This window comes from Pseudomonas sp. FeS53a (genome assembly GCF_000931385.1).
Classification (GTDB): domain Bacteria; phylum Pseudomonadota; class Gammaproteobacteria; order Pseudomonadales; family Pseudomonadaceae; genus Metapseudomonas; species Metapseudomonas otitidis.
Genome location: NZ_JYFT01000076.1, coordinates 63,901 through 80,804, shown reverse-complemented (window position 1 = coordinate 80,804; position 16,904 = coordinate 63,901). Strand labels below are relative to the sequence as shown.

Below are 16,904 nucleotides of genomic sequence, written 5' to 3'. Positions count from 1 at the left end.
ACGAGGGGGTAAGGGCGGGGTCAGGCGACCTGTTGCTGGTCGGTCAGCTGATGTTCTTCACCGGCGTAATAGGCGCGCACCCGCTTGTCCATCACGGCGCGCCACAGCGGCGGGAACAGCGCCAGGACGATCATCCCGGCATAGCCGTTGGGCAACTGCGGGCTGTCGTCGAAATGGCGCAGCACCTGGTAGCGGCGCTTGGCGTAGGCGTGGTGGTCCGAATGGCGCTGCAGGTGGAAGAGGAACAGGTTGGTGAGCAGGAAGTTGCTGTTCCAGGAATGCGCCGGACTGGTGCGTTCATAGCGGCCGTTGTCCAGTTTGCGGCGGTGCAGGCCGTAGTGCTCCACGTAGTTGACGATCTCCAGCAGTGTAAAGGCCATCGCCGCCTGCACCAGGAAGAACACCCCGCCCAGCCAACCCAGGGCGAGGGTGAAACCCACCAGCATCGCGGCGCTCAGGGCGTACCACCACACCAGCTCGTTGCGCCAGTGCAGCGCCGGCAGCCCCTTGCGCTTGAGGCGCTGGGCCTCCAGGTTCCAGGCGTTGAGGAAGTTGTGCTTATAGGCGTGGGGCAGGAACTGGTAGAGGCTCTGGCCGAAGCGGGCGGAGGAAGCATCCTCCGGGGTGGAGACGTTCACGTGGTGGCCGCGCACGTGCTCCACCTTGAAACCGGCGTAGCACACCGCCGCCAGCAGGATGCCGCCAGCGCTCTGCTCCAGTAGCGGGTCCTTGTGGATCAGTTCGTGGGAGACGGTGATGCCGATGGCGCCCATCACCGTGCCCACCGAGAGCACCCAGCCGAGCTTGCCCACCCAGTTCCAGTCCGGGTGGTGGACGAACACCCAGCCGCTCCAGGCCAGCATCAGCAGCAGCAGCGGCAGGGTCATCAGGCTGAGGAAGCGGTAGTAGCCCTGGCCCTCCATGAACGGCACGTCGTCCGACTCGTCGGGGTTGGCCGGGTCGCGGCCGACGATGAAGTCGAGGAACGGAATCACCCCGAAGACGATGGTGATCACCAGCCAGGGCCAGGCATTGGGGTGGTCGCTGCCCAGCGACCAGTAGTAGCTCATGGGAATGCCGGCCACGGGGATCAGCCAGATCCAGTAGCCGACCTTCTTCAGGGCGATCATCCAGTTGGAGGGCAGGCGTTCGAACATGGTGGGCTCCGTCCGTGCAGGTGGGTGGGTTATTCCAGGATTGTCAGACAATCCTGCGCCCCAACCCGGTGCAGGGCGACCGACCTTTAGGTCTGAATGCCCTCCGTCTGTCACCTTCGACGGGTAACACCCTGTGTTACACTTCGCCCCCTGCCGCGTCCTGCGCAGATCCCTCGTGCATGATCCCTTCCGACCAGCCCGCTGCGCCGGACCCCGAGGGCGCCTGATCGACCCCCACAGCCAAGACCGAAGGAAAACCATGACGTTCAAGGCACCGGACAGCCTCGCCGAACAGATCGCCCACCACCTCGCCGAACGCATCATCCGAGGGGACCTGAAGGCCCGCGAACGCATCCAGGAGCAGAAGGTCACCCAGGCCCTCAACGTCAGCCGCGGGTCGGTGCGCGAAGCGCTGCTGATCCTCCAGCGCCGCCACCTGATCACCATCCTGCCGCACCGTGGCGCCCAGGTGTCCGAGCTCACCCCGCACCATGTGCAGAGCCTCTACGCACTGATGATGGAGATGTACATCCTGCTGGGCTGTGCCGTTGCCCAGCGCTGGAAGAGCGAAGAGGACCTCGCGCCTTTCCTGGCCATCCAGCAGCGCCTGGAACAGAACCTGCAGGACCACGACATCAGCGGCTTCGTCGATTCCAGCTTCAGCATCATGCGCGCGGCCTATGCCTTCGCCGACAACCCCTACCTGGAGGAGACGGTGGAGAACCTGCTGCCGGCCATCAGCCGCACCTACCACCTGGCGCTGGAGCAGCGCAAAGGCGAGATGGCGCAGTTCATGGCCGCCTTCGCTGAGCTGCTCAAGGCAGTGATCGGCCGCGACCTGGCGCGCATCCGCGACGTGCTGGTGGGCTACGGCCAGCACAACTGCCAGCTGGTGCTCGCCGCCCTGGCCGGCCACTGACGCCACTGACCGGGAGAGGCGCCCATGCGGCTCAAGTGCATCAAGCTGGCCGGGTTCAAGTCCTTCGTCGACCCCACCACGGTCAACTTCCCCAGCAACATGTCGGCGGTGGTGGGCCCCAACGGCTGCGGCAAGTCCAACATCATCGACGCCGTGCGCTGGGTGATGGGCGAAAGTTCGGCCAAGAACCTGCGCGGCGAGTCGATGACCGACGTCATCTTCAACGGCTCCAACACCCGCAAGCCGGTGGCCCAGGCCAGCATCGAGCTGATCTTCGACAACTCGGACAACTCCCTGGTGGGCGAATACGCCGCCTTCGCCGAGATTTCCATTCGCCGCCGCGTCAGCCGTGACGGCCAGAACACCTACTTCCTCAACGGCACCAAGTGCCGCCGCCGGGACATCACCGACATCTTCCTCGGCACCGGCCTGGGGCCGCGCAGCTACTCCATCATCGAGCAGGGGATGATCTCCAAGCTCATCGAGGCCAAGCCCGAGGACCTGCGCAATTTCATCGAGGAAGCCGCCGGCATCTCCAAGTACAAGGAGCGCCGCCGCGAGACCGAGAACCGCATCCGTCGCACCCACGAGAACCTGGCGCGCCTGACCGACCTGCGCGAAGAGCTGGAGCGCCAGCTCGACCGCCTGCACCGGCAGGCCCAGGCAGCGGAGAAGTACCAGGAGTACAAGGCCGAGGAGCGCCAGCTCAAGGCCCAGCTGTCCGCCCTCAAGTGGCAGGCGCTGAACGAGCAGGTGGGCCAGCGCGAAGGCGTGATCGGCAGCCAGGAGGTGGCCTTCGAGGCACTGGTGGCCGAGCAGCGCAACGCCGACGCCGCCATCGAGCGCCTGCGGGACGGCCACCACGAACTGTCCGAGCGCTTCAACCTGGTGCAGGGCCGCTTCTATTCCGTGGGCGGTGACATCGCCCGGGTCGAGCAGAGCATCCAGCACGGCCAGCAGCGCCAGCGGCAACTGCAGGACGACCTGCGCGACGCCGAGCGCGCCCGCCAGGAGACCGAGTCCCACCTGGGGCATGACCGCACCCTGCTGGCGACCCTCGGTGAAGAGATGGACATGCTCATCCCCGAGCAGGAACTCAGCGCCGCCGCCGCCGAAGAGGCCAGTGCCCAGCTGGAAGAGGCCGAGGCCGGCATGCAGGGCTGGCAGGAGCGCTGGGACGGCTTCAACCAGCGCAGCGCCGAGCCCCGCCGCCAGGCCGAAGTGCAGCAGGCGCGCATCCAGCAGCTGGAGCAGAGCCTCGAACGCGTACTGGAGCGCGAACGTCGCCTGGCGGATGAGCGTACCCAACTGGCCGCCGACCCCGAGAGCGCGGCCATCCTCGAATTGAATGAACAGGCCGCCGCTGGCGAGCTGGAGCTGGAAACCCTGCAGGCCGCCGAAGAGGCCCTGGTGGAGCGCCTGGAGCAGCTGCGTGATGAGCTGCAGCGCGCCAGCCAGGCCCAGCAGCAGGCCCAGGGCGAGCTGCAGCGCCTCAACGGCCGCATCGCCTCGCTGGAAGCCCTGCAGCAGGCCGCTCTTGACCCCGGCGCCGGCACGGCGGACTGGCTGCGTGAGCATGGACTCGACCAGCGCCCGCGCCTGGCCGAAGGCCTGCGGGTGGAGGCGGGCTGGGAGCTGGCGGTGGAGACCGTCCTCGGGGCGGACCTGCAGGCCGTGCAGCTGGATGACTTCCAGGGGCTTGACCTGGCGGGCTTCAGCCAGGGTGACCTGCGCCTGGTGGCCGCCGGCCAAGGCGGTGCACGAATCGCCGGTAGCCTGCTGGACAAGGTGGAGTCACGGCTCGATCTGGCCCCCTGGCTCGGCCGTGTGCGCCCGGTGGAGAGCCTGGACGAGGCCCTGGCCGGCCGCGCCGCGCTGGCCGCCGACGAAAGCCTGATCAGCCGCGATGGCTACTGGGTCGGGCGCAACTTCCTCCGTGTCCGTCGCGCCAGCGAAGCGGAAAGCGGCCTGCTGGCCCGTGGCCAGGAGCTGGAGCGCCTGCACGCCGAGCGTGACGAGCGCGAAGCCACCCTGGAGCGCCTCGACGAGGCCCTGCAAGCCCTGCGGGACCAGCAGCGTCAGCAGGAAGAAACCCGTGAACAACAACGCCGCCAGGTGCAGGACGAGGCGCGTCGCCTGTCCGAGGTGAAGGCACGCCTGTCCGCCCAGCAGGCGCGGGTCGAGCAGCTCAATCTGCGTCGCCAGCGCCTGGAGGCGGAGCTGGCCGAACTCGATGAACAGCGTGCCCTGGAGCATGAGCAGCTGGGCGAAGCCCGCCTGGTGCTGCAGGACGCCCTGGACGCCATGGCCACCGACACCGAGCAGCGCGAACGCCTGCTGGCCGAGCGCGATGACCTGCGCGAACGCCTCGACCGCATCCGCCAGGAGGCACGCCAGCACAAGGACCAGGCCCACCAGTTGGCCGTGCGGCTGGGCTCCCTGCGGGCCCAGCATGACTCGACACGCCAGGCCCTGGAGCGACTCAGCCAGCAGTTCGAACGCCTCGAAGAGCGTCGCGAGCAGCTCAGCCTCAACCTGGAGGAGGGCGCCGCCCCGCTGGAAGAGCTGCGCATGAAGCTGGAAGGGCTGCTGGAACGGCGCATGGCGGTGGAAGACGAACTCAAGCTCGCCCGGCTCGCCCTCGAGGATGCCGACCGCGAACTGCGCGACGCCGAGAAGCGCCGCACCCAGGCCGAGCAGCAGTCGCAACTGCTGCGCGGCCAGCTGGAGCAGCAACGCATGGAGTGGCAGGCCCTGACCGTGCGCCGCAAGGCGCTGCAGGACCAGTTGCTGGAGGACGGCTACGACCTGCACGGCGTGCTCGCCACGCTGCCCGAGGGCGCCAGCGAGCCCGCCTGGGACGAGGAGCTGGAGCGACTGGCCGCGCGCATCCAGCGCCTGGGCCCGATCAACCTGGCGGCCATCGACGAATACCAGCAGCAGTCCGAGCGCAAACGCTACCTGGACGCGCAGAACGATGACCTGGTGGAGGCGCTGGACACGCTGGAGAACGTCATTCGCAAGATCGACAAGGAGACCCGCAACCGCTTCAAGGAAACCTTCGACCAGATCAACGCCGGCCTCCAGGCGCTGTTCCCGAAGGTCTTCGGGGGTGGCCACGCCTACCTGGAGCTGACCGGCGAAGACCTGCTGGACACCGGGGTCGCCATCATGGCGCGCCCGCCAGGCAAGAAGAACAGCACCATCCACCTGCTGTCCGGTGGCGAGAAGGCCCTTACCGCGCTGGCGCTGGTGTTCGCCATCTTCCAGCTCAACCCCGCGCCGTTCTGCATGCTCGACGAGGTGGATGCGCCGCTGGACGACGCGAACGTCGGCCGTTATGCACGATTGGTCAAGGAAATGTCGGAGAAGGTCCAGTTCATCTATATCACCCACAACAAGATCGCCATGGAGATGGCCGACCAATTGATGGGCGTGACCATGCACGAGCCGGGATGCTCACGGTTGGTCGCCGTGGATGTCGAGGAGGCGCTTTCCCTCGTAGAGGCCTGACACGCCCGGCCGGCAATGCCGCCCGGGTTGCCCTGCAGGCCTCGTGATCAGAGGTTTCTCTGCTGGGCTGGCCGTGCTAGCTTAATGCCCAATTTTTTTGACACGTGGAAAACGCCATTGGGAACATGGAGTTGGGCGCCACGTTTTCAGAGGACCGGATGTCCTTTCTTCATCACTATCAGAATATTTTTTGACCAGGGGACACAGGATTAATGGAAATCGGTCTGCGCGAGTGGCTGATCGTCATCGGCGTCATCGTAATCGCCGGCATTTTGTTCGATGGCTGGCGCCGCATGAGTGGCGGCAAAGGCAAGCTCAAGTTCAAGCTCGACCGCAGCTTCTCCAACCTTCCCGATGACGGGGAGGACCCCAACCTCCTCGGACCGGCCCGCGTTCGCGAACGTGGGGAGCCCTCGCTGGACGAGGAAGACCTGCCCAGCATGAGCGCCAAGGAACTGAACAAGCGCCGCAACGAGCCACGCCAGGGCGACCTGGCGCTGGACGAGCCGGTGCCGACCCTGCTGACACCCGTCGAAGAGGCCGCAGCGGCCAAGGCGGCGCGCCCGGCCAAGGTCCAGGACCTGCCGCCCGTGGAGGAAGTGCTGGTGATCAACGTGGTCGCCCGCGACGAAGGCGGCTTCAAGGGGCCCGCCCTGCTGCAGAACATCCTCGAGAGCGGCCTGCGTTTCGGCGAGATGGACATCTTCCATCGCCACGAGAGCATGGCCGGCAATGGCGAGGTGCTGTTCTCCATGGCCAACGGCGTCAAGCCCGGCACCTTCGATCTGGACGATATCGACCTGTTCAGCACCCGTGCGGTGAGCTTCTTCCTCGGTCTGCCTGGCCCGCGTCACCCGAAGCAGGCCTTCGACGTGATGGTGGCCGCAGCCCGCAAGCTCTCCCAGGAACTGAACGGCGAGTTGAAGGACGACCAGCGCAGCGTGCTGACCGCCCAGACCATCGAGCATTACCGCCAGCGCATCGTCGAGTTCGAGCGTCGCAGCCTGACCCAGAAGCGCTGAACCGGAAGATCCACCGAAACAGAGCAGCCCAGGCTGCTCTTTTCGTTTGCACGGAAAAGAGCCCCGCATCATGAACGACACCTCAGGCAATGCCGCCCAGCGCATCCAGGCACTGCGTGCCGAACTGGATGAGCACAACTACCGCTACTACGTCCTCGACGAGCCCAGCGTGCCCGACGCCGAGTACGACCGCCTGTTCCGCGAGCTGCAGGCCCTGGAAGCCGAGCACCCGGAACTGGTCACCCCCGATTCGCCCACCCAGCGTGTCGGCGGCGAGGCTCTCAGCGCCTTCGGCGAGGTGCGTCACGAAGTGCCCATGCTGAGCCTGGGCAACGCCTTCGAGGAGGAGGACCTGCTGGCCTTCGATCGCAGCGTGCAGAGCGGCCTCGGCCTGTCCGGCGGTGACCTCTTCGGCGGTGGCGCAGCCGTGGAATACAGCTGTGAACCGAAGCTCGACGGCCTGGCCGTCAGCCTGCTGTACCGCAACGGCGTGCTGGAGCGTGGCGCGACGCGTGGCGACGGCACCACCGGCGAGGACATCAGCGCCAACGTGCGCACCATCCGCAACGTACCGCTCAAGCTGAAGGGCGAGGGCTGGCCGCAGGTGCTGGAGGTACGCGGCGAGGTGTACATGCCCAAGGCCGGCTTCGAGGAGCTCAACGCCCGCCAGACCGAGAGCGGCGGCAAGACCTTCGCCAACCCGCGCAACGCCGCCGCCGGCAGCCTGCGCCAGCTGGACCCGAAGATCACCGCCAGCCGTCCGCTGGAGTTCTGCTGCTACGGCATCGGCCAGGTCAGCGCCGAACTGGCCCCCACCCAGGTGGGCATGCTGGAGCGCCTCAAGGGCTGGGGCATTCCCATCAGCCGCGAGCTGCGCCTGGCCAAGGGCGTCGAGGCCTGCCTGGACTACTACCGCGACATCGGCCAGCGGCGCATGGCGCTGCCTTACGACATCGACGGCGTGGTGTTCAAGGTCAACACCCTGGAGGACCAGCAGCAACTGGGCTTCCGCGCCCGCACCCCGCACTGGGCCATCGCCCACAAGTTCCCCGCCCAGGAGGAGCTGACCGAGCTGCTGGACGTCGAGTTCCAGGTCGGCCGTACCGGTGCGGTGACGCCCGTGGCGCGCCTCAAGCCGGTCAAGGTGGCGGGCGTCACCGTCGCCAATGCCACCCTGCACAACATGGACGAAGTCGCCCGCCTGGGCCTGATGATCGGCGACACCGTCATCATCCGCCGCGCCGGTGACGTGATCCCGCAGGTCATGCAAGTGGTAGCAGAGCGCCGCCCTGCGGATGCCCGTCCGGTGCACGTGCCGGAGCAATGCCCAGTGTGCGGTTCCGCCGTCGAGCGCACCCAACTGGTCAAGCGCGCCAAGGGCAAGGCCACCACCAGCGAAGGCTCGGTGTACCGCTGCGTCGGCCGCCTGGCCTGCGGCGCCCAGCTCAAGCAGGCGATCATCCACTTCGCCTCCCGCCGCGCCATGGACATTGACGGCCTGGGCGACAAGATCGTCGAGCAGCTGGTGGACACCGGCCTGGTGGCGTCGCCCGCCGACCTCTACACCCTCACCTACGAGCAGGTGGTGGAGCTGGAGGGCTTCGCCGACCTGTCGACCCGCAACCTGCTGGCGGCGATCCAGGACAGCGCCAAGCCGACCCTGGCGCGCTTCATCTTCGCCCTCGGCATTCCCGATGTCGGTGAAGAGACCGCCAAGCTGCTGGCTCGCGCCCTCGGCTCGCTGAAGCGCCTGGAACAGGCCCTGCCGGAAGTGCTGACCTACCTGCCCGACGTGGGGCTGGAAGTGGCGTCGGAGATCCACAACTTCTTCGGCGACGACCACAACCGCCAGGTGATTGCCGACCTGCTGGCCCGCGGCGTCGTCCTGCAGGACGAAGGCGAGGTCAGTGCCGAATTCACCGCCTGCGCCTCCCTGGGTGGCTTCCTCGACAAGCTGAACATCCCCGGTATCGCCACCACCGGCGCTGAGAAGCTGGCGGCCCGCTTCGGCAGCCTGCAGGGCGTGATCCAGGCCGATTGGCTGGACCTGCGCCAGGTGGAACGCCTCAACGAAAAGGCCGCCCGCTCCCTGCGCGACTTCTTCGACGAGCCGGCCAACCGCGAGCACGCCCTGCGCATCGAGGCGCAACTGCTGGAGTTCGGCATGCACTGGTCGTGCGAACGCAAGGTGGTGGAAGGGTTGCCCCTGGCCGGGCAGACCTGGGTGCTGACCGGCACGCTGGAGGCCATGAGCCGCGACCAGGCCAAGGACAAGCTGGAAGCCCTGGGTGCCAAGGTCGCGGGCTCAGTGTCGGCGCGTACCCACTGCGTGGTCGCCGGGCCGGGTGCTGGCTCCAAGCTGGCCAAGGCCACCGAACTGGGATTGCGGGTGCTGGACGAGGAGCAATTCCTCGCTGAACTGAAGACCCTCGGCGCCGCGTGAAGGCGCCACACATGAAAAGGCCGGGCTCGATGCCCGGCCTTTTCGTATCAGCCGTTGATGGCGTCGGTCAGGGCCTTGGCCGGCACCAACTTGACCACCTTCTTCGCGGCGATCTCGATGCTCTTGCCGGTCTGCGGGTTGCGGCCGGTGCGCGCCGGGCGTTCGCTGACCTTGAGCTTGCCGATGCCCGGCAGGGTGATCTCATCGCCGTTCTCCAGCGAGTCGCTGACGATCTCGCTCAGTTGCTCCAGCACGGCGCGCACGGTTGCGCGGGTGGCGTCTGTGGCGTCGGCGATGTCGGCGATGAGTTGGTCTTTGGTGAGTGCCATGGGGGTGCTCCGATGAAGATGAAGGCGCCCGGCTCTAAGCGGGGCGGGGGCACGCTAGCACAGATCGGTTTCCCGCGCGTTGCAGGGAGTCGGACTACGCTTGTGCGAATCGCCGCGCCCTGGGGAGAGTCGTCATGCTGCAAGCCTTCGCCGACCTGAGTTTCCGCTGGAAGATCACGTTGCCCATCCTGCTCCTGCTGGTCCTGCTCGCGCTGCTGGGCGGGCTCGGCGTGCAGGGGCTCAACCAGGTGGTCGACTCCAGTGCCCGCCTGACCAATCGCTACCTGCCCGCCGTCAGCCTGTTGCTGAACGCCGACCGCGACCTCTACCAGGCCTTCACCGCCGAGCGCAGCCTGCTGGACGAGAGCTCCGGGGACTTCGTCGCCCAGCTCAAGTCCGACCATGCCGAGAACCTCCAGCAGGCCTACGACCGGGTGCACAAGTACGCCGACCTCAAGCCCGGTGACGAGGCTCGTCAGCTGGTGGCCAGCTTCGACCGTGGGTTTGCCGAGTGGAAGGCCACCTCGCTGAAGGTGGTGGCCCTGTCCTCCAGCGAGCCCGAGGCAGCCAGCCGCCTGAGCTTCGGCGACAGCGAGAAGCAGTTCCAGGCCATGCGCGATGTCATCAACAAGCTGGGTGAACTGGAGGATGCCGAAGCCAACGCCGAGGGCCTGGCGTCGACCGCCCTGGGTCAGCAGCGCAGCCTCCAGCAGGGCGTGATCATGGCCGTTGCCTGCGGCATCTGCCTGCTGCTGGTGCTGGGGTTCCCCACCCTGGTGACCCGCCCGCTGCATCGCCTGCTGGAGCGCATCGAGCAGATCGCCGAGGGCGACGGCGACCTGCGGGTGCGGCTTGAAGTCACCTCGCGGGATGAGCTGGGCAAGCTCAGCCATGCCTTCAACCGCTTCCTCGACAAGCTCCAGCCGTTGATCCGTGAAGTCGGCCGGGTGACCGACGAAGTGGCCAACTCCGCCCGCAGCCTGGCCGGCCTGGCGGCCGCCAATGACCGCCTGATCACCAGCGAGCATGCCGCCGTCGACCAGGTGAGCACCGCTGCCACCGAGATGAGCGCCGCCGTCCACGAGGTGGCCCGCAGCGCACAGAACGCCGCCGACGCCGCCCGCCACGCCGAAAGCCAGTCCCGCGAGGGCGCCCAGGTGGTGGGGGCCACCATCCGTGCCATCCGCCAGCTCGCCCAGGAAGTGGAGAGCGCCTCCACCACCATCGAGACACTGCAGCAGGAGACCGCCAACATCGGTGCGGTGCTCGCTGTCATCAAGGGCATCGCCGACCAGACCAACCTGCTGGCACTGAACGCCGCCATTGAAGCCGCCCGGGCAGGCGAGCAGGGGAGGGGGTTCGCGGTGGTGGCCGATGAGGTCCGCGCACTGGCTGCCCGCACCCAGGACTCCACCAAGGACATCCAGGAAATGATCGCCCGCCTGCAGGTCGGCGTTGAGAATGCCGTGCGGGCCATGCAGGCCGGCAGTCATCAGGCGCGGGACAGCGTCGAGCGCGCCGCCGGGGTGGACCAGGCCCTGAGCGACACCGGCGATTCGGTGCAGCGGATCAACGACATGGCCGCGCAGATCGCCACCGCCTGCGAGGAGCAGAGCAGCGTGACCGAGGAGATCGCCCGCAACATCAGCGACATCCGCAACCTGTCCATGGAGGCCTCGCAGACCTCGGACCAGAGCACCCAGGCCAGCCGGCACCTGTCCGAGCTGTCCAGCGGCCTGGCCAGCCTGGTGGGGCGCTTCCGGGTCTGAACGCAAGTGCTTGTCAGGAAAAGTGATTTCAGCGGTTGTAAGTTTGCCAAGAGCCAGTACAATGGCGCGGCTCGCCGATCTGGCGAGTCGCGTTATGGTGGCCCTGCCGGTCCCCCCGCATTGATCAGCCGTGAACCCGGTCAGGCCCGGAAGGGAGCAGCCGCAGCGGTGACATCGAGTGCCGGGGTGTGGCTGGTGGGGTCGCCTCCTTATTTATCCCCTCGCTTCATCCCCTTCTTTCTGATTTCTCCGCCACGCATTGCGTGAGCACTGCCGTGCCACGTCCCGTCCTTATGGCGTTCCCGTGACCGAAAGAAGTTCGTCACGAGCGTGCATCTCGGGTGCAATTTGCGGGTTGCTCCGCTAGCATTAGCCCCCTCCCGATTCACTGCTGCGACGGTTTTCAATGAGTTATCAGGTTCTTGCGCGCAAATGGCGTCCCCGCTCGTTCCGGGAAATGGTCGGCCAGACCCATGTGCTGAAGGCCCTGATCAACGCCCTGGACAACCAGCGCCTGCACCACGCCTACCTCTTCACCGGTACCCGTGGCGTGGGCAAGACCACCATCGCGCGCATCCTCGCCAAGTGCCTGAACTGCGAGACCGGCATCAGCTCCACGCCCTGCGGCCAGTGCTCGGTCTGCCGTGAGATCGACGAAGGTCGCTTCGTCGACCTGATCGAAGTGGACGCCGCGAGCCGCACCAAGGTCGAGGACACCCGCGAACTGCTGGACAACGTGCAGTACGCGCCGACCCGGGGCCGCTACAAGGTCTACCTGATCGACGAAGTGCACATGCTCTCCACGCACTCGTTCAACGCGCTGCTCAAGACCCTCGAAGAGCCGCCGCCCCATGTGAAGTTCCTGCTGGCCACCACCGACCCGCAGAAGCTGCCCGTCACCATCCTCTCCCGCTGCCTGCAGTTCTCCCTGAAGAACATGCCGCCGGAGCGCGTGGTGGAGCACCTGACCCACGTCCTCACCGCCGAGAGCGTCCCCTTCGAGCCGGACGCGCTGTGGCTGCTGGGCCGCGCCGCTGATGGCTCCATGCGCGATGCCATGAGCCTCACCGACCAGGCCATCGCCTTTGGTGAAGGCAATGTCCTGGCCGCCGACGTGCGCGCCATGCTCGGCACCCTCGACCACGGCCAGGTCTACGGCGTGCTCCACGCGCTGCTGCAGGGCGATGCCCGTGGCGTGCTGGAGGCCATCCGCCACCTTGCCGAGCAGGGCCCGGACTGGAACGGCGTGCTGGCCGAAATCCTCAACGTGCTGCATCGCGTGGCCATCGCCCAGGCCCTACCCGATGCCGTCGACAACGGCCAGGGCGACCGTGACCGCGTGCTGGCACTGGCCGAGGCGCTGCCGGCGGAAGATGTGCAGTTCTACTACCAGATGGGCCTGATCGGACGTCGCGACCTGCCCCTGGCGCCGGACCCGCGCGGCGGCTTCGAGATGGTGCTGCTGCGCATGCTGGCGTTCCGCCCTGCCGATGCCGACGGCGCGCCGAGGGTGGTGCTAAAGGACCCGGGGATCAGCAAGGCCACAGCTGATTCCAGCCAGAACCCCGTGGCCGGAGCCGCCGTTGTGGCTCCGGCGGCCGTCATCCCCGCGCCCGTGCTTCAACCGCCCATGCCGGCCCCTGTCGCCGCGCCCGCTCCGGCGGTCGTGCCGGCCCTGCAGCCGGCGCCGGAACCGGTGGTCGAGGCCGCGCCTGCTGCCGTGGTGCCCGAGCCTGAACCCGAGCCTGTAGCGCCGGTAGAGCCCGGCGTGGCGAGCGAACCGGTCATCGAGCCGGCGCCGCAGCCCGCCGTGGTTGCCGAGCCCCCCGCCGAGGTGCCGGTCGACCTGCCCTGGGAAGAGCCCGCTGCAGCAGCCGCGTCCGTGCAAGTCGCGCAGCCTGCCCCCGAGCCCGAGCCCGAGCCCGAGCCCGAGCCTGTAGCCGAAGCGCCCGTACCGAACGCCGCACCGGCCCCAGACGCCGCAGCGCCGGTGCCCGTCGCCGAAGCCGTGCCGGCGTCCGAAGCGCCCTTCGACGACGAAGAGCCTCCGCCTGGGGACTATGACGACTACTATCAGGCGGACGCCGATTCCATCGCCTACCTCGACGAGCTTCCCGTCGGCGAGCCGGCCGTGGTGGCCGAGCCCGAAGTCCTGCCGGATGTGCAGCCGGCCACTGGCCTGGCCGCCGAATGGCTGGACCTGTTCCCGCGCCTCGGCATCAGCGGCATGACCGGCAACATCGCCGCCAACTGCACCCTGGTGGCCGTGGAGGGCGACACTTGGCGCCTGCACCTGGACCCGGCCCAGAGCGCCCTGTTCAACGCCACCCAGCAACGGCGCATGAACGAGGCCCTCAACCAGTACCACGGCCGCACCCTGACCCTTGAGGTGGAGATCCGCCGCCCCGAGCAGGAAACCCCGGCCCAGGCCGCCGCCCGCAAACGTGCGGCCCGCCAGCGTGACGCCGAAGACTCGATTGCCAGCGACCCGCTGGTGTTGAAGATGATCGAACAGTTCGGGGCCAGCGTGCGCCCGGACACCATTGAACCCCTTGACCGCTGAGGACAACCATCATGATGAAGGGTGGCATGGCAGGCCTGATGAAACAGGCCCAGCAAATGCAGGAAAAGATGCAGAAGATGCAGGAAGAGCTGGCCAACGCCGAAGTGACCGGTCAATCCGGTGCCGGCCTGGTGAGCGTGGTCATGAACGGCCGTCACGACGTCAAGCGCGTGAGCCTGGATGACAGCCTGATGCAGGAAGACAAGGAAATCCTTGAAGACCTGATTGCCGCCGCCGTCAACGACGCCGTGCGCAAGATCGAGCAGAACAGCCAGGAGAAGATGTCCGGCATGACGGCCGGCCTTCAACTGCCGCCCGGCTTCAAGATGCCCTTCTAAAGAGGGCATGCACCCTGACTCGTCGGGGTGCCTTCTGCTTCATACTCCGGTGCCCGTAGCCGTTCACGCCTTGTACTGCATGCCGTCTGATCGCCCCTGGCGACAGCGCGTGGAGTAGAGGTCGGAAGCGAGCAGGGCACCGGAGTCCGTTCTACCCCCCAGCCCCCATTTCCGAGACGCCCCATGAGCTTCAGTCCGCTGATCCGCCAACTGATCGACGCCCTCCGCATCCTGCCCGGTGTAGGCCAGAAGACGGCCCAGCGCATGGCGCTGCAGTTGCTGGAGCGTGACCGCAGCGGCGGCCTGCGCCTGGCCCAGGCACTTACCGCCGCAATGGAAGGCGTCGGGCATTGCAAGCAATGCCGCACCCTCAGTGAGGACGACCTCTGCCCGCAGTGCGCCGATCCGCGTCGCGACGACTCGCTGCTGTGCGTGGTGGAAGGGCCGCTGGACGTGTTCGCCGTGGAGCAGACTGGCTATCGCGGCCGTTTCTTCGTGCTCAAGGGGCACCTCTCGCCCCTGGATGGCCTGGGCCCGGAGGCCATCGGCATTCCCGAGCTGATGGAGCGGATCGAGGCCGGCGCCTTCAGCGAAGTGATCCTCGCCACCAACCCGACCGTGGAAGGGGAGGCGACCGCCCACTACATCGCCCAATTGCTGGCACCCAAGGGCCTGGTGGCCTCGCGCATCGCCCACGGCGTACCGCTGGGTGGCGAGCTGGAACTGGTGGACGGCGGCACCCTGACCCACGCCCTGGCCGGCCGCCGCCCCATCGGCCTCTGATCGCTCTTCCGTAGCCCGGGCTTCAGCCCGGGACAGCATCGGCAACGCATCGACCTACCGGCTACCCCAGCGCAGCCAAGGCTTCCAGCGCCTTGTCATCCATCCCGTAGGCAATCCACTTGCTGTCGGGGCGACCGCCCAGGCGTTGATAGAAGCGCGCGGCACCTCGGTTGCCCACCAGTACATCCCACTTCAGGCGTCCCGCGCCGCGAGTTCGCGCCCAGCGCGCCACGGCGGCCATCAGGCGCTGCCCCTGACCCTGGCCACGCGCGTCCGGCACCAGGTACAGCTCCTTGAGCCGCACCGTCGGGCGCAAGTCGTAGGTGAAGATGATCTCCTGGGCCACGGCATAGCCGAGCAGTCGGCCCGAGGTCTCCGCCACGAAGACCTGGCACTGAGGCTCCGGACCGAAGGCGCGGGCCAGCAGTTGCGCCTCGCTCACCGCGAACTCCTCCAGGTACGCCTCGAAAAACGCCAGCTCGCGCATCAGCGGGAGGAGGGCGGGCACGTCCTCGGCCCGCGCCTCGCGTACGGATGGGCTCAACATGCGCACGAGATGGCCGGGTGGGCTGCCTGCTGGCTTTGCGCGCCGCTCAGGCTCAGGCCCTCGTCCAGCCAGCCGGTGACGCCGCCGAGCATCTCCTTCACCGCGAAACCCAGCCCGGCCAGGCGCACGGCCGCGCGATGTACGCCGTTGCAGTGAGGGCCGGCGCAGTAGACGACGAACAGCGTGTCACGCGGGTAGCCGGCCATGAACTCGGCGGTCATCAGCCGATGGGGGATGTTGATCGCGCCCGGCACATGGCCGGCGGCATAGGCCGCCTCGCTGCGCACGTCGACCAGTACGTAGTCCACGTCACCGGCCTGCTGGCTGGCATGTACGTCCGAGCAATCGGTCTCGAAGGCCAGGCGTTGGGCGAAATGGGCGAGGGCGGCTTCCGGGTGGGCAGCGGGATGCTGGCGAACGAGGCTGGGCATGGTGGTTCTCCGTCGGTTAGGGGATGGCGCCACTGTATCCAGCGCGTTTTCTTCCCTAAAGTGGCGGGCGAGACAGTAACTGGTAAGTTTCCGCCAAATGCACGACGACCCCGGCCTGGTGGCCATCCTCGCCTATGACGGCCTCTGCACCTTCGAATTCGGCATTGCCGTGGAGATCTTCGGCCTGCCACGGCCTGAGTTCGATTTCCCCTGGTATCGCCACTGCATCGTCGGCCTGGACGACGGCCCCATGCGCGCCATGGGCGGCATCCAGGTGCTGGCCGATGGCGGCCTGGAGCGCCTGGCCGAGGCCCGGACCATTGTCATTCCCGGCTGGCGTGACCGCGCCGAGGTGCCCCCGGAGCGGCTGCTGGCAGCCCTGCGCGACGCCCATGCCCGTGGGGCACGGCTGGTGTCCATCTGCTCCGGCGTTTTCGTCCTCGCCGCCAGCGGCCTGCTGGACGGCCAGCGCGCCACCACCCACTGGCGCTACACCGACGAACTGGCGCAGCGCTTCTCGGCCATCGAGGTGGACCCGGACGTGCTCTACGTGGATGCCGGCCCGCTCATCACGTCGGCCGGCAGCGCCGCCGGCATCGACGCCTGCCTGCACCTGGTGGCGCGGGACTTCGGCACCCAGGTGGCCAACACTGTGGCCCGGCGCCTGGTCATGTCGCCCCAGCGGGCCGGCGGCCAGGCGCAATTCATTCCCGCCCCGGTGGCGCAGGCACCGCGCAATGACTTGTCCGCCCTGATGCAGTGGGCCCGTCAGCACCTGCACGAGCCCCTGGGGGTGAGCCAACTGGCCCGCCGCGTGGCCATGAGCGAACGCACCTTCCTGCGACGTTTCAGCGAAGCCACCGGCATGACCCCCAAGGCCTGGCTGCAGCACGAGCGCCTGGCCCGCGCCCGCGAACTGCTGGAAAGCACAGCCGACGGCAGCGAGCGCATCGCCGAACGGTGCGGCTTCCGCTCGGTGGAGAGCTTCCGCGTGGCCTTCCGCAACGCCGTCGGGCTGCCGCCTTCGGCCTACCGTGAGCGCTTCGGCGCGGCGCATACGTCCTGATCGATGGCGCAACTCCCGCCTTGA

13 protein-coding genes, 1 other RNA gene and 1 pseudogene are annotated in these 16,904 nt (G+C 67.6%); 11 read left to right on the top strand and 4 right to left on the bottom strand.

The genetic code is table 11. The features are described from left to right. Window positions 1-20 precede the first annotated feature (20 nt). Window positions 21-1,157, bottom strand: coding sequence for an alkane 1-monooxygenase (locus SZ55_RS24000; RefSeq protein WP_044412809.1), 1,137 nt, complete (start codon window positions 1,155-1,157; stop codon window positions 21-23). 259 nt (window positions 1,158-1,416) lie between these two features. On the opposite strand from SZ55_RS24000, the gene SZ55_RS23995 reads away from it, so the two are divergent. The 4 genes from SZ55_RS23995 to ligA all read left to right on the top strand — a co-directional run bounded on the left by SZ55_RS23995 (window position 1,417) and on the right by ligA (window position 9,054). Further along, the gene (locus SZ55_RS23995) at window positions 1,417-2,076 is read left to right on the top strand and encodes a GntR family transcriptional regulator (protein WP_044412806.1); all 660 of its coding nucleotides are present in this window, start codon (window positions 1,417-1,419) and stop codon (window positions 2,074-2,076) included. Between the two features lie 24 nt (window positions 2,077-2,100). Further along, the gene (gene smc / locus SZ55_RS23990; RefSeq protein WP_044412804.1) at window positions 2,101-5,589 is read left to right on the top strand and encodes a chromosome segregation protein SMC; all 3,489 of its coding nucleotides are present in this window, start codon (window positions 2,101-2,103) and stop codon (window positions 5,587-5,589) included. Between the two features lie 212 nt (window positions 5,590-5,801). Next, window positions 5,802-6,611: a cell division protein ZipA gene (gene zipA / locus SZ55_RS23985; protein WP_044412801.1), complete on the top strand. Its 810-nt coding sequence runs from the start codon at window positions 5,802-5,804 to the stop codon at window positions 6,609-6,611. A 70-nt stretch (window positions 6,612-6,681) separates the two neighbouring features. Further along, window positions 6,682-9,054, top strand: a complete 2,373-nt coding sequence (ligA, locus tag SZ55_RS23980; protein WP_044412798.1) for an NAD-dependent DNA ligase LigA — start codon at window positions 6,682-6,684, stop codon at window positions 9,052-9,054. Window positions 9,055-9,101: 47 nt separating this feature from the next. Here the strand turns inward: ligA and SZ55_RS23975 are convergent, their stop codons facing one another. After that, window positions 9,102-9,383, bottom strand: coding sequence for an HU family DNA-binding protein (locus SZ55_RS23975; RefSeq protein WP_044412796.1), 282 nt, complete (start codon window positions 9,381-9,383; stop codon window positions 9,102-9,104). A 134-nt stretch (window positions 9,384-9,517) separates the two neighbouring features. Here SZ55_RS23975 and SZ55_RS29195 point away from each other — a divergent pair. The 6 genes and pseudogenes from SZ55_RS29195 to recR all read left to right on the top strand — a co-directional run. Beyond that, a pseudogene (locus SZ55_RS29195) lies at window positions 9,518-10,294 on the top strand (MCP four helix bundle domain-containing protein); the annotation flags it as partial. 153 nt (window positions 10,295-10,447) lie between these two features. Further along, window positions 10,448-11,152: a methyl-accepting chemotaxis protein gene (locus SZ55_RS29190; RefSeq protein WP_373870858.1), complete on the top strand. Its 705-nt coding sequence runs from the start codon at window positions 10,448-10,450 to the stop codon at window positions 11,150-11,152. A gap of 104 nt (window positions 11,153-11,256) precedes the next feature. Continuing rightward, window positions 11,257-11,353, top strand: an RNA gene (ffs, locus tag SZ55_RS27745) — signal recognition particle sRNA small type. Between the two features lie 205 nt (window positions 11,354-11,558). Next, window positions 11,559-13,715 (top strand): DNA polymerase III subunit gamma/tau, encoded by a 2,157-nt coding sequence (gene dnaX / locus SZ55_RS23965; RefSeq protein ID WP_044412790.1) that lies wholly within the window; start codon window positions 11,559-11,561, stop codon window positions 13,713-13,715. 11 nt (window positions 13,716-13,726) lie between these two features. Next, complete coding sequence (locus SZ55_RS23960; RefSeq protein ID WP_044412787.1) at window positions 13,727-14,053, top strand: YbaB/EbfC family nucleoid-associated protein; 327 nt, start codon at window positions 13,727-13,729, stop codon at window positions 14,051-14,053. A gap of 183 nt (window positions 14,054-14,236) precedes the next feature. Beyond that, window positions 14,237-14,836: a recombination mediator RecR gene (recR, locus tag SZ55_RS23955; protein ID WP_044412784.1), complete on the top strand. Its 600-nt coding sequence runs from the start codon at window positions 14,237-14,239 to the stop codon at window positions 14,834-14,836. Window positions 14,837-14,897: 61 nt separating this feature from the next. Here the strand turns inward: recR and SZ55_RS23950 are convergent, their stop codons facing one another. After that, window positions 14,898-15,383, bottom strand: a complete 486-nt coding sequence (locus SZ55_RS23950; RefSeq protein ID WP_044412782.1) for a GNAT family N-acetyltransferase — start codon at window positions 15,381-15,383, stop codon at window positions 14,898-14,900. Beyond that, window positions 15,377-15,814: a rhodanese-like domain-containing protein gene (locus SZ55_RS23945; protein WP_044412779.1), complete on the bottom strand. Its 438-nt coding sequence runs from the start codon at window positions 15,812-15,814 to the stop codon at window positions 15,377-15,379. Before SZ55_RS23945 ends, SZ55_RS23950 begins: the two co-directional genes overlap by 7 nt. Window positions 15,815-15,911: 97 nt before the next feature. Between SZ55_RS23945 and ftrA the strand changes: the two genes are divergently transcribed. Beyond that, window positions 15,912-16,880 carry a transcriptional regulator FtrA gene (ftrA, locus tag SZ55_RS23940; RefSeq protein ID WP_044412777.1) on the top strand — a complete coding sequence of 323 codons (969 nt, stop codon included), beginning with the start codon at window positions 15,912-15,914 and terminating at the stop codon, window positions 16,878-16,880. Window positions 16,881-16,904 lie beyond the last annotated feature (24 nt).